Genomic DNA, 12,584 nt, shown 5'->3' with positions numbered 1-12,584 from the left:
AATTGCCATAGATTTGCCATTGTTTTTCCCTGATAGGTATCCACCGATGAGTTGCCACCCCATGCTCATGAAAGCCCTGACAACGCGGCAGGCTATTTCACTGGATGGGGGAAGAAAAGTGGTGATGGATGGGTTACTCAATCTGCACAAAGGACAGACGGAGATAATTGGCTCACGAAAAGCACTGGTGGAGGTCAAGCTCACAACACCCTGCCCCCATCCATCGCCTGTTATGGCTGGCACAGGACCGCTTAGGCCGTGCGTTTCCAGCAGTATGCCGCTGTAGATGGCTGGAGGTTGTTATGGGCCGCATTGCCGCCCGTCCCGTCAGTAGTACCGGCAGGGTCTCCCTTCCCGTTTTGAGGAGATGTAGCAAGGGTTCCTGCATCCTCATGCCATTCCCCGCTCACCTTGAAAGCTCCTTGCGTATAGGCCTCCCATTTTCCATTCCTGTACACCTTCGGGGTGCCGCTTTGTACGGTGTTCCACGTTCTTACAAGGTGCCCATGTGATGCCATTTCATCGGTGGTGAGCTGGTGCTTCCGTTCGCCGTATTTTTGACCTGCTGTATAGGTGTAGCTGCCGAAATCATCGCTCCCAGACCCCTGAGCAATCAGTGTGTAACCAGGGGGAAGGGCTTCCCAAGTCCCACCAAAAAGCGTTGCCGGGCTGGTGCTGTCGTTGCTCCAGTAGTAGGACCCAACGGGGTGGGCGTCCAGTTTGGCTTGTTTGTAGATTTCATCTTTCGCAGTCTTTATGGCATCAGCAACAATCGCCTGTACCCATGCCGTAGACGGAACGTGACTGTCATTTGCCCCTGCATCTGGGCTGGCCACATACATGGCCCCCCACTTCTTGTCCGTAGTCCCGATGGAACCTTCCCCGTCCACGTTGGGGACATAAGCCCGTGTGGTCATTCAGCCACCCCCTTTCCATTGCTCTCGTTGGTGTCAGCTTCCGTAGTGTTCTCCGCTTCTTTAGGCAGCACGTAGGCAATGCAATCCTGGTTCACGCATTTCCCTTCTGCGTCCAGCTTCCGGGCACAGTACGGGCATCTTTTCGGGAGTTTGAATCTCATTTCAACGCCTCCATTTCTGCTTTATAGGCTTCTTGCAAGTCAACGAAATCCTGTTTGATGCTTTCCTGGGCTTCCGTATCGCCCCTCAGAGTAGCGATGTTGTACGCATTGGATAATTCCTCCACCCCACTGTTATAGTCGGCTGTGAGGGCCGTTTTCTTCTCTTCCACGGTCGGCTCGGCAGGGGGAGCGTATTCCCTTTTGGCTTTTGCATCCAGGTAGTCCTGTAGCTTTGCAATATACCCTTCGTAGGTGTCGTTGGGGTAGTTGTAAAAAAGACTATCCACAACACAGCATTTTTGGCTTTCGTCATACAAGACCATGCCGGGAAGATTATCCACCCCGGAGTCGGTCTTGAAATTATCCAGGGAATCGATATAGACCTTTGAACCCTGGATGATTGTCACTTGTTCGTTCAAGATTTGAAAGACTTTCATTTTTCCTCCTTCTTCACTGTTGATGAAATGCCTAGCCACAGACACAGCTTTGCCTTTGGCACAACCAATCTTTCTTTCAGCTTTTCTATTCGTTCCCAATCGAAAGATGCCGCCAACGTGCTTGCTGGAACTAATACCACCGTCACCAGAAGGGAACATAACAGCGGAAACGCCGTAGAGCTGTCTTCTGCCGGTTCATGGTATCGTGATGAATTGTCTTTTAGCAAAAACATCACGCCCAGCGCAACTCTTGGTAGCACCGGTGGGAACGGCCTGCATGAGAACCGTCAGCCCTACACGGTGGTCAACTTCTGGCGTAGAACCGCATAATCAAGCCGTGCGCCGCCAAAAATTCACGACGGTATAAGGCTGTCTGTTTTCGTGGCTCCCATTCCCGCCAGTTGAAGAGATTGTGATTGTATGAGAGTGACTGCCCGCATAGCTTGTTGTCCCCGTTGAAGCATGACCGGAATTCGCACCTTTCTTCCCGTTGTCCGGGCTTCCGTCAGCAGCAAGGTAGAATGTGTGATTATGATTTCCATCCGTTGAGCAGGATGCGGAGTGACTGTGACTGGGCATTTCATCAACAGAGAGTTGGTGCTTGACCTCGCCGCCGGTATCTCCTAAGGCGTAGGTGTATTTCGTCCCGTTCTCCCAGTAGTCACCAGCCCCTACTGCGACCTGGCCTTTTTGCGTCATAATCCAGGTAGTGCCAGGGAACACGGTGTTCGGGTCAGTGCTGTTTTCGAATTCGACGACGATGCCGACAGGGTAAATCAGGTCGTACAGCTCCAACGGGCTGTGCCCAGCCCTCTCCCATCCTCCGGTAGCGGAAAGAAACTTTTTCCCGTCCCCGGCTTTGGGGGCAGGTACAAACCCCCGCACCCCGGAAGAAGCATCAGAGCAGCCTTTGAAATCGCTGTGGGCTTCTGGGTCGGTGAGATGATATTCGAAATCTTCTTCTCGAGCGTATACGTCGCTCGTGATTTCCACCCCAACAGACGACGCATTGCCTACGGACGTATAAATGGCAAACTCCTGCACATCCATTTTGTACGTCTTATCTGGAATCCATTCGCCATGAATGGCGTCAATCGCATAAGCGTACCCATAAAAGGTTACTTCTCCTTTATAGTCTCCCCAGCCGGTATCAGTGTAAGATTCGCTAGAGACCTTTGCGTACACACCAATTTCCGTAGCAGAAAACCCACCGCCCTCTGCGATTCCGCTATTGGAGTATGCAAAATAAAGCACTGTACGCGCTTCGGACGCATCCGCATTAACCACCTCAGCTGTTTTCGTAATTGACGCGTCCAGCTTCTTACTGATCAAATCGGTTCTTGTGGAACCATCGCTGATTCCATCCCCGATTTCAATTTTCGTAAACACCAGAGGCTTCCCCATGGTTGCAGAAAGCTCAATCAGGTGCATCCCTGCTTCCCCGACGTTAACATTACTAAATTCGCTCATTGATTCACCTCATTCCTTTTGTCGGATATTCCCGTCAGAATCGATATAAAACAGGTCGTCCGAATCCCCGATTTGAGAAGTTGGGGACGGGCTGACTTCCTGCTCGTTGCGGGCCATCACCGCTGACGGCTTCAACCCATTCAAAGTTATTTCAATGTTTCCGCTGGAGTCTACTTCATGAATTCCCCGGGCCACATTGAAACTAATTGATTTTCTGTTGATCTTGTCTCCAGCTAGTCTGCCCACTTCTGTGCTGCAGTGTTTTCTCACGATTGATCCGGCATACATAGGATTCGCAATAGGTACAATTCTAGCTGCCTGGATAATCATATTTGCAGGAATAATCAGCCTTGCATATCTTCGTACTTCATTGATTCTTTCAGACATATCAGTGTCAAGATTAAGGATAACCGTGTAACTGTTTGGATCCACGCTTAGGGTTACAGCACCTTGGTGATACATTCCAGCAATCAATTTCTCGAAAGATTTTTCGGTATATGGCCTTGTTCCATTGACGGTTAAAAAGATAGCTGCTTGCCGATCAAAAATAGTCGCATTTTGGGGCGGATAAATTCCGAGCATGCTTTCCCACCTTTCTACGCCGGCAATGTCGGTGTTAAAGATGAAAGTATTCGCGAACCATCTCCAAAGCTGATCATACAAAGTTTGAAATTCGACATTTTCAGCTTGGCATATGGCTTTCATTTCTTTAGCATTCTGAAGCACCCAGGGCAGGTATTTTTCCAGCGTTACCTTACGAGTAATTTTTTTCATTAGGCTCCCCCACTGATATCAGTCACCGTCCCAAGAGTAGCCAGGGCATTATCTGCCAGTTCCGCGTTCTCCTCAGTCCCGTTCAGAGTGGTGTGACTAATATCGGCCACATACGGACGGGCCAGAAAACGGCTTTCCAGCTGACTGATACGGATAACAATGCCCCGATTTTCGTACCGGCTTGTAGTCACCACTTCGGTGTCCTGCCACCCCTTGTTCAGCTCGTCAAAATATGCCTGGATGGTTGCTGTAATATCTGCAAGGCAGGTGGAAAAGGTATCTGTGCCCAGAAATTTAATGTTTAGCCCGATGTTGACTGCACTCTGGGCGGCGGCTTCCACAGTTACACGATGCCCGATGGGGGCAATACCCACACCCTGCTGGTGATACGGGACCGGGTCCAGGGCTTCCTGTACCTCGCTTACGAATTCTGGCTCCGGAGGTTTGTGTTCGCTGGTCATGAACACAACTTTCACCGTTCCTCCGCCGTCCCACACCGGGTAGACCTTAACTCCACCCACCCCTTTGATGGCGTTCACCTTTTCTTGGTAGTCAGCGATGTTCCCACCGTATGCTTGGGTTTGGAAGCTTTCCAGATACCTTTTTCGAAAGGCTTCTGTCTCTTCTTCATCTTCACCAGGCACGATAACATTCACGATTTTTGCGGATTCCAATCCAGCCACATAGTCAATTGGGATTGCCCTGCCGCTGACCTTGTTCCCTGCAGTACCGGATTTTTCACATTGGGCCATATACTGATTGCCCCCGGCAGTCAGCCTTTTGGTGACGACATAATTCAGCTCGTCAACGGAATAGCGGCTCCCAATGGGGAGTACAGCCGTGGCCGGGGTGGCCTCAATAGTCACATAGGCATAAGTCGCTTCGTAAGGTTCCAGGCCCCGCTCTTTGGCTCTCTCAATCAGATGTTCACGGTCGGCAGTATCCCCGAACGTATTGGTCATGAAGTAATCCAGGGCCGCATACATCAGCATAAATTCAATAGCTGCCGGTTTAGTGGCATCAAAGGCGATGGAACCTTCTCGTTTATCAATCTCTTTAGACATAACCGAAAGCATTCGCTTTTCAATCACGTCCTCGGTTTGTCCCTCATACATTGGCGATTCTCACCTCTTTCTGGGCTTGCAGATTTCCGTAGATGGTAATCACGGTGAACTTTGCCAGGACGCTTCCGCCCTTGTCGTAGCTAAGATCAAAGTTAGTCACGTCGGTGATTCGGTCGTCCTGGGTCAGTGCTTCCTTAATCCTTCTAGGGATTTCTGGCAGTACAAAAGGGATGGGCTTGCCGAAAAGCTCGGCCAGCTCCACCCCATAATTCCAACTGTAAATGATGTACTGATACCGCTCAGTGTTCAGGATCTTGTACACAGCCTGTTCAATCGCTTCCAGGTTCTCTGTGACTGTTCCGCTGATGCGATCATCATCAATCATCATCCGATACGTTTTGTTCGGATATACCTCAGTCGTCTTAATAGCCACAGCCCCAACAGGCCGGGCCGGGTCCACAGGTAAAAGGCTCATTTACTCACCCCCATTGACCGCTGATATTGGCGTGCATCCCATACCGAGATACCACCAGATATTGTTGCGCACCTGCTTGCCGGAGCAAGATCACGACTTCCCCCACGCTCAGCCCGTTTTGTACGGTGATTGTTTTCCTGCCCACATAGGCATGGTTATGGGATTCGTACTTGGCTTCCCCGCTACCCCCTGCCGCATTTTCCGTCTTGTGGTTGACAGAGATATCCACTTGATAATCCCGGACCATATCAGTGAGAATAAGGAAGTCAGAAGATATCACATCTTTACTGCTGATTCTCACAGATAACGGGGAAACACTTTCAACGGTCCCCAGGATATAGTCACAGGGCTTCATGTCTCCCACGTTCTGGGCGATCATCTCCTGCATAACTTGATAAAGTTTAGCGTTCATCGAATCACCTCTTAAAAATGGGACGTCTTAATAATTTTGGTTGGTTGCATCCCATCCATTTCCCAGTAATTACTCCCGTTCACCACCATGTCACGGCTGGAAGAATTGCCAACGTAACCGCCATTGCCATCGTAGATAACCACATGATCATCATCGTCATAGACAATTACGTCTCCTTCTTCGAGCTGGCTGGCGTTAAACGGTATCACGTTGTTCCCGGCATCACTTACCATCGTCGGGACTCTGGCCACACCATCCCTGCATTCCTGCGCCAGGAAGGGGCTGTAATAGCTTCCAACCTTCCCGACAGCTTCGGCACACCCTTCGGTGCCGTTCTCCATCGTTGCGCCCACCCAAGCGTCAGCCCCCTGGGTGAGTCCTTCATGAATCTGGTTCGTCTGACTGGAACCGGAAGAATACCCAGTTCCGAAGTCGCTACCGGAACCGAAAGCAGAACCAGAACCAGAGCCGGAAGAAGCAGTACCTGGATTGGCCCCGGAAGCATTTCCGGAAGAAGAATCAGATTTCCCATTAAGGAAGCTCCCGATTAGATCCAGATCCATCAAGTGGCAGTTGTTCGTGAATTTGTGCGTCACACTGTCCACGATCACTTGATATGCCTGCCCTTCCTTCTTCTCCTCCATATCGTCCTCGCCGATGTTCACATTCAGCCAGGCCATGGAGCCGCCCCGGATGCTCAAGTCACCAGCCTGGTCTTTCAACTTGAAAGTGCGCCGCACGTGGTTCTTCATTTCCAGCAGCTTGTTGGCCAGGGCCTGGGGCGCAATGGTCATACCGGACGGATTCAGGCTTTCGTAATACTGCAATACCCCCCACTGTTTCCGGGTGGGGGATTTTTGATAGTCGGCGTTATTGGCAGGGGCATATATGACCTGGTGGCCATTCTGACCACTGTCCAGATCCAGCTTGATCAAATTGGCAGTATCTTTGTCGATGGTCCCGGTATAGTCATAGCCCCCGGCAGTTTCGCCGTCAAAATAGAGATCTGTCTTGAGTTTGGAGATCTCTTTTAAAGTCAGCTTCCCGCAGTCGTCATAGATTACGTACATTTTGCCGGTCTGCATCAACGTGATATCCAGGGCTGTCTGGCACATATCCATGATTGTTTCGTCCGGATCTCTGTGCTTCGGAATTACATAGCCGGTATCGTCCAGATCACCGACTTTTAACTCAAAGTCTTCCGCCAGTTCTCGGATTACTTGGGTAGCCGTCCTGGCCACGTATTGAAACGTGTCTTTGTTCAGCAGATAGCGCATCTGATCATAGGCGGTGACGTTCCACAGATCATTCTTTGTTTTCTTCTTTTCGAAGATGAACCCATGGAAAAACTGCTTTCCTTTCCAGGTTACATCGATGGTGTCACCGTACCCCATTTTCAAGACTTCATCCCGGACGACCTTGAAAGTCATTTTCCCAGGGGCACCCTTTCGATGCAGTTCCAGCCGCAGATCATCTAGGACAGCAGGGACGAAGTATTCATCCGTCTTTTTAACGTGAACAACCATAGTCAGCCCCTCGGTGTTCCCACCGGAGTAGTTGACCACACTGTTCGTGTTGGGCTGTTGAGCTGATTCTGTCATAATTTCAGCACCTTCCCCGCCATGGATTGGAGCGGATTGGTAACCAGGTTACTCGTCAGCACAGACCGCCAGTTGACTTTCCCACCGGTCAGCATCTTTACGGCTTCATAGCAGGTCACGTTCTTGGTGACCTTGGCCAGGGACGGGATAGTCTTTCCGACTGTAGGCCGATTGTCCTGTACAACCAGCTTTTCATCTCCGTCCTTGTCCTTCTCTATCTTGGCTATCTTGGTCCCGAAATAGCGGTACTCTTTCAGCTTTAAAGGCACCACAACGTCCGTTCCTTCACTGTCAGCATCTTCCACGATACTGTAATCTTCCAGGGTAACTGTCATGTTGGTTGAAAACAAAACGTTGAATCCCACCATTCGACAGACGATGAACTGAAAAGGCTCCTTGGACGTTTTCAGCGTTTCGAACTGATTGAGAAAATACTCAGCTTTCTTATAGCCGAAAAAGTTATCGATTCCGGTCGCTCCAGCGATCAAAGAGTTAGCGAGCCCGCCCAAAAGGCTTGTATCATAGTCAGCCCACGGGTAACGGTTGTTGGGAAGCCTGGCATCGAACTCAACCTCAGACAGGCCAGGGGCTTTTATCAGGTTCGCCTCGCCCTCGTTGATCAGATTGATCACCCGGTTTTTCCCTTTGATTTTCAGTTCCATCCTGGCCGGTGGCACAGGTAATTGCACCATGCCCAGGTAAAAGTAGTAACTCATGCGTGCACCTTCCTTGCCCCTGCGGCCATGCTCTGAAGCAGTCCCTGGCTCAGTACATCAACTACCCCGTCAATGTCCATTTCATTGCTGATATTGTTGGTCATGCCGCCCATCTCGATAGTCACAGAGGCCGTTGTGTACTTGTTGATTGCTTCTCGTTCGGCAATCTCTCGCAGATACCGCAGATCTTCCTGGGCACTATCCAGGGCATCAGCAGTACGTTTTGCCGCATCGGCTCCTTTCCCGGTGTTCCCCGCAATGTTACCGGCCTGGTTTTCCAGTTTGCTCGGGTCGAAAGCAGGGGTGCCAACTTGCGGAACGGAGATCTGACCGATGCTTGCACCTTGTTCATATCCCCATTGGGCCGCACTGGTCAGATCGCTATACTCAACCGGGTTGGCAATCCTCCCGGCAATCTGCCTTGTTTGTACCGTCCAGTCAACATGACCAAAGCCCCCAGACTTCACCTTGTCTATGCCGGGGATTTTATTGATCATGTCGATGATGTTGTTGATGGCGGCGGCAACCAGCCCAACGATGCCGTTCCAGATATCCGCAAACAGGTTGTAAATAGCATCCAGGGGATTGTTCCACACGCTGGCGAAAAAGTTCGCAACGGATATGGCCATGTTGATGAAAAACACCAGGATATTACGGATGATTGCGAACGCCCAGGAAAACGCCCCCACAACAATCCCAGTCGCAGAAATAGACGTACCTGCGAAGTGGTTAAAGGCCGCTACGCCCAGATACAAAGCCCCGACGATCAGCACAATCACAGCCGGGATGATGAACAGGGGGCTGGCGAACATCGTAGCATTGAGCCCCATGAAAGCGGCTGTCAGTCCCTCGGTGGCCGCTGTCATGATGAAGATGGCCACGGTATCAGCCACGCTTGCGGCGGCGTGCATCCCTGTGGCAACAGCAGCCGCAATGGAACCGGAAGCCGCCCACAGTGCCTGGGCCGCAAAAATCCCCATGGCCGTAGCCGCCAGGATCAGCACAGCTCGTACAGCAAAAGAATGTTGTTGGATGAATCTGGAAGCCGCAGAAAAGGCACCTACGGCCATATTAATGCCCCTATTGATCAAATCGACAACGTAATAGACTACAGGGGCCACGCTCGTAATGGCCTGCTTGATACCACCCACGGCTGTCTTAATTGCAGGGCTGTTAGCAATTCTGGACAAATAAGAAATCACAGGACCGAACGCCCTCATAGCCGTGTTTTTGATTTCGGTCATGTGGTCAGCCCAGGTTTTGGGCATCCTTCCGAACCTTTCTTCGATTTCATCGGCATTGTCCAGGACAGCTTTCTTGATGATGTCAGCCGTGATTGCACCCTGGGTGGAAAGCTCTTTCAGTTCACCCCGGGTGATGCCCATGGTCTTGGCGATCATATCTTGCAGGATAGGGGCGTTTTCGGTTATAGATCTGAATTCGTCACCTTGGAGTCGCCCAGATGACAGGGCCTGTTGTAACTGTAGCAGGGCGAACTTCTGGTTTTCGGCAGATGCCCCGCCGATTACGAACAGCTTTTGCAGACCTTCCACGAATCCTATGGTTTCACGGGGATCCGGGAAGGCATCCCTGGCATTGACAGACAGACTGGCAACGGTGTCGGCCATAGTCATATATTCCCCACGGGCTTTCTGTGCGGATTCGAAAATCATGTTGTTCAGTGCAACCACGTTTTCCTGGCTCCCGGAGATCATCTGCAACCTGGCATTCGTCCCGGCTACATGGTCTGCCAGTTCCACAACTCCCATGATTTGGTTCTTGACCATATCCAGGGCACCCGTGGCCATGTTGGCCAGGAAACTTCCGGCGAAAACGTTCTTCAAAGCGGAAAACCTCCCCACCGCATAGTCAGCGGAATCAGATGCAGATTGGGTTGCTTTCCCAACGCTCTGCATCCTGTTGGCATAGTTTTCTGCCGCACTTGCAATTTTTGCGAACGTAGGGGAAACCCCGTCAATAAGTTCGATGGTGTCTGTTATTTTGGCCATTTTGTCCATCCTTTCTCCCTACTTGCTTTTCAGCTTTTGCATTTCAGCTTTCTTATTTTGCAGATACACGTCAACGAACGCATAGATCACTGCCTGTTCCCACTCGGGCAATTCGTAAAAGACATGGGGCAGAATGTGCAATTTGATAAACATCAAATAAAGCACATTAGCGTCCACGTCATTGCCCTTTAAGAGTTTTTTACCGCAGAAATCTTATCATCCATTTCCGTGCTGTAACCAGCCGCAGACTGGACAGCGTTTTCCAGGTCAACGATTTCGCCAGGGGTGAGCATAGCTTTCAGCAGGGCTTCGGAGCCAACCACGCCCCAGGAATCTTGCAGATCAGCATCATTCAGATCCGGGAACACAACAGATGCCAGCGTCATTTCCATTGCGGCTTCTTCCGCATTGGTTCTCTTTTCGGCGGCCCCGGTTACCTTGTTGGGGACGTTCTTGGTGTTTCGTTTGGTGATTGCCTTGATTTCATCATAACCCAGGACACGCAGTTCCCACATAACGGGATTGCCTTCTTCATCCTTGATTCGCTTGGAAGCAGGGAAAAACACAGATTTATTTTCTTCAACGGCGTCCCGATAGAACGCACGCATATTTTTTTCGTTAGCCATTTTTTATTCCTCCTTGGGAAAATCTATAAAGGAAAGGGCAGGGTTTCCCCTGCCCTTCAATCAAGCGTTCATGCCGTCCAGTTCGTTGAACTTCTGGGCAATCCGGAAGCCCTCGAACGTGAACTTGATAGAATCGGACAGCCAATCGCCGTCTACATCAAAGTTTGCAATCGTACCAGAGTCGATATTGCAGTTCTGCAAGATGATACTTCTTCTCCCAGCATCGGAAGTCGGGTCCTCATTGACTACCTGCATATCGAAGTAGGTATCGACGCCATTATCCACGAAGTTCTGGATCATCTCATCGAACAGGTTGGTGTTCTTATAGATTTCCAGCGTTCCGGAGCCTTTCGCAGAATAAGCCTTGTTACCTTTCTGTACCCGGCCCAGAATGGACACTTCTTTCTTTTCCTTTTCGATAGTCGCTTCCAGCTTCTTTGCCTGGAAAAGCAGGTATCTTTTTCCATTCACGGTGATATAAGCCGTGGCCAACTTGGCGTTGATTACGTCCTTGGCCAGCATAGTTTTAATCGCATCCGGCATCTATTTCACCCCCTTATGCCACTACCACGGTGGCGTACAGTTTCTTCATGCTGACCACCGGCTGTTCCTGGAACGTCCAAACTACGGAAGATTTGTCGTCCCCCTGCACGGGTTTCGCCAGGTCGCTTTCCACAAACCCGGTAATTGCCCCGACTTTCTGGTACTGTTCGAGGATATAACACCCATCGGCCCACAGGGCGTCCCGGCCATCGTCATTGTTCTGGGCTTTCCCCAGATACACCTTGTTGAACGCATGAGCCAGGTCGATTGCCGTGTTGTCCAGTACCCGGATGACCTGGTTCAGCGCAAAGTCACTGTTCTTCGTCTTGGTGAACTCGGAGAAAGAGTTGATGTCTTCCAGCACCCGTACGTCCCCAGTAACATCCCCATCAACAGGATCAGTCACAACGTGGAAGGTCAGCAGACCATCGTTGATGGCCTGTTTCAGTTCGTACTGCTTCAGTTGGGTTTTGACGGTAAACTCGCCATTGTAGATGGTGTTGGTCAGATCAGCATTGATGGCGCAGGACGCTTCCGCACCAGTCACCCAGTATGCCAGGGAACCCTTTTCCTTCCCGGAGTCGGTCACCTCGTTGGCCTTGTTGATGTTGATCACACCTTCGTAGTTCGGTTTGTCAGCACCGAACAGCACAACCTGGAACTTGCTACCTTCATCATCCCGGAGCCGCTTCACGAACGCCAGCAGAAGGGACTGCACCTCGGTGTCACTCCCGACATATCCCATTACGTTGAAGTAGTACGGTTCGATTAAATCAAGGTACTTTTGATAGTCTGCCGTGGTCACGGTTTCACCGTTAGTTCCCCCGGCCATCTTCATAGCTGCCGCCACTGCCAGTTCACCGGTTTTTTCGAAAACTACGTAGTCATTGTCCACCAGTTCAGCGGAAGTTTTTACGCTCTGCTTGTCCACGGTTTTCAGCACCCCGTCTGTGGTCAGATAGGTATAAACAACCTTGTTCCCGTCCGTATCGGGATCATCCTGCACCCCGATGGAAATGTCGTTTCCCCGGGTCCCGGCATATTTAGCAGTACCCAGAGTGCAGGTCGCTTTTGCGCCGCCCCCATTCAGCCGGTAGAAATAACCAGTTTTTAGGTTCAGAAACAGATCCCTCAACCCGGCCAACTTGTCGCTGCCATAATCATAGCCAAAAATCTTCTGGCATTCCGTCTGGAATTCGTCAGCTTCCACTCTGAAGATCTGGTCACTAGGGCCCCAGTCAAGTTCGAGTGCCATGGTCCCATAGCCCCGGTCGGCAATCTCAGCTTCGGCCCGAACTTTAGATACAAAATTAATGTACGTGCCCGGCAGCACTTTATTCTGAAACAGCCACGTACCTCCACCTAAAGCCATTGTTCAT

Annotated in this window: 16 protein-coding genes; 1 reads left to right on the top strand and 15 read right to left on the bottom strand. The window is 50.8% G+C overall.

Annotated elements, in window-relative coordinates:
• Positions 1–251: 251 nt before the first annotated feature.
• From LKE88_RS11800 to LKE88_RS11790, 3 genes are read right to left on the bottom strand one after another with little or no spacing between them, the layout of a single operon-like run.
• Positions 252–917, bottom strand: a complete 666-nt coding sequence (locus LKE88_RS11800; protein WP_276803712.1) for a phage baseplate protein — start codon at positions 915–917, stop codon at positions 252–254.
• The gene (locus tag LKE88_RS11795) at positions 914–1,078 is read right to left on the bottom strand and encodes a hypothetical protein (protein WP_276803710.1); all 165 of its coding nucleotides are present in this window, start codon (positions 1,076–1,078) and stop codon (positions 914–916) included. The genes LKE88_RS11800 and LKE88_RS11795 overlap by 4 nt, the downstream gene beginning before the upstream one ends.
• Positions 1,075–1,497, bottom strand: coding sequence for a hypothetical protein (locus LKE88_RS11790; protein WP_276803709.1), 423 nt, complete (start codon positions 1,495–1,497; stop codon positions 1,075–1,077). Before LKE88_RS11790 ends, LKE88_RS11795 begins: the two co-directional genes overlap by 4 nt.
• On the opposite strand from LKE88_RS11790, the gene LKE88_RS11785 reads away from it, so the two are divergent.
• Complete coding sequence (locus LKE88_RS11785; RefSeq protein ID WP_276803707.1) at positions 1,486–1,845, top strand: hypothetical protein; 360 nt, start codon at positions 1,486–1,488, stop codon at positions 1,843–1,845. The genes LKE88_RS11790 and LKE88_RS11785 overlap by 12 nt on opposite strands.
• Here the strand turns inward: LKE88_RS11785 and LKE88_RS11780 are convergent, their stop codons facing one another.
• From LKE88_RS11780 to LKE88_RS11725, 12 genes are read right to left on the bottom strand one after another with little or no spacing between them, the layout of a single operon-like run.
• Positions 1,846–2,985, bottom strand: a complete 1,140-nt coding sequence (locus LKE88_RS11780; protein WP_276803705.1) for a phage tail protein — start codon at positions 2,983–2,985, stop codon at positions 1,846–1,848.
• A gap of 9 nt (positions 2,986–2,994) precedes the next feature.
• Positions 2,995–3,759 carry a putative phage tail protein gene (locus LKE88_RS11775; protein WP_276803704.1) on the bottom strand — a complete coding sequence of 255 codons (765 nt, stop codon included), beginning with the start codon at positions 3,757–3,759 and terminating at the stop codon, positions 2,995–2,997.
• Positions 3,759–4,823 carry a baseplate J/gp47 family protein gene (locus LKE88_RS11770; protein ID WP_276803702.1) on the bottom strand — a complete coding sequence of 355 codons (1,065 nt, stop codon included), beginning with the start codon at positions 4,821–4,823 and terminating at the stop codon, positions 3,759–3,761. The genes LKE88_RS11775 and LKE88_RS11770 overlap by 1 nt, the downstream gene beginning before the upstream one ends.
• Positions 4,824–4,866: 43 nt before the next feature.
• Complete coding sequence (locus LKE88_RS11765; protein ID WP_276803701.1) at positions 4,867–5,298, bottom strand: DUF2634 domain-containing protein; 432 nt, start codon at positions 5,296–5,298, stop codon at positions 4,867–4,869.
• Between the two features lie 4 nt (positions 5,299–5,302).
• Positions 5,303–5,710, bottom strand: coding sequence for a DUF2577 domain-containing protein (locus LKE88_RS11760; protein WP_276803699.1), 408 nt, complete (start codon positions 5,708–5,710; stop codon positions 5,303–5,305).
• An 11-nt stretch (positions 5,711–5,721) separates the two neighbouring features.
• On the bottom strand, positions 5,722–7,311 hold the full coding sequence (locus LKE88_RS11755; RefSeq protein ID WP_276803697.1) for an XkdQ/YqbQ family protein: 1,590 nt from the start codon (positions 7,309–7,311) through the stop codon (positions 5,722–5,724).
• Entirely contained in the window at positions 7,308–8,027 is a 720-nt protein-coding gene (locus LKE88_RS11750; RefSeq protein ID WP_276803695.1) for a hypothetical protein, read from the bottom strand. Before LKE88_RS11750 ends, LKE88_RS11755 begins: the two co-directional genes overlap by 4 nt.
• The gene (locus LKE88_RS11745; protein ID WP_276803693.1) at positions 8,024–10,036 is read right to left on the bottom strand and encodes a tape measure protein; all 2,013 of its coding nucleotides are present in this window, start codon (positions 10,034–10,036) and stop codon (positions 8,024–8,026) included. The genes LKE88_RS11750 and LKE88_RS11745 overlap by 4 nt, the downstream gene beginning before the upstream one ends.
• An 18-nt stretch (positions 10,037–10,054) precedes the next feature.
• Positions 10,055–10,189, bottom strand: coding sequence for a hypothetical protein (locus tag LKE88_RS11740; RefSeq protein ID WP_276803691.1), 135 nt, complete (start codon positions 10,187–10,189; stop codon positions 10,055–10,057).
• Between the two features lie 35 nt (positions 10,190–10,224).
• Positions 10,225–10,662 carry a phage tail assembly chaperone gene (locus LKE88_RS11735; protein ID WP_022227403.1) on the bottom strand — a complete coding sequence of 146 codons (438 nt, stop codon included), beginning with the start codon at positions 10,660–10,662 and terminating at the stop codon, positions 10,225–10,227.
• A gap of 60 nt (positions 10,663–10,722) precedes the next feature.
• Positions 10,723–11,205, bottom strand: coding sequence for a phage tail tube protein (locus LKE88_RS11730; protein WP_276803688.1), 483 nt, complete (start codon positions 11,203–11,205; stop codon positions 10,723–10,725).
• A 13-nt stretch (positions 11,206–11,218) separates the two neighbouring features.
• Positions 11,219–12,577, bottom strand: coding sequence for a phage tail sheath family protein (locus LKE88_RS11725; RefSeq protein WP_276803687.1), 1,359 nt, complete (start codon positions 12,575–12,577; stop codon positions 11,219–11,221).
• Positions 12,578–12,584 lie beyond the last annotated feature (7 nt).

This window comes from Acidaminococcus hominis (assembly GCF_022484025.1).
Taxonomy (GTDB): Bacteria; Bacillota; Negativicutes; order Acidaminococcales; family Acidaminococcaceae; genus Acidaminococcus; species Acidaminococcus hominis.
This window is presented reverse-complemented; position numbering and strand designations above follow the sequence as displayed.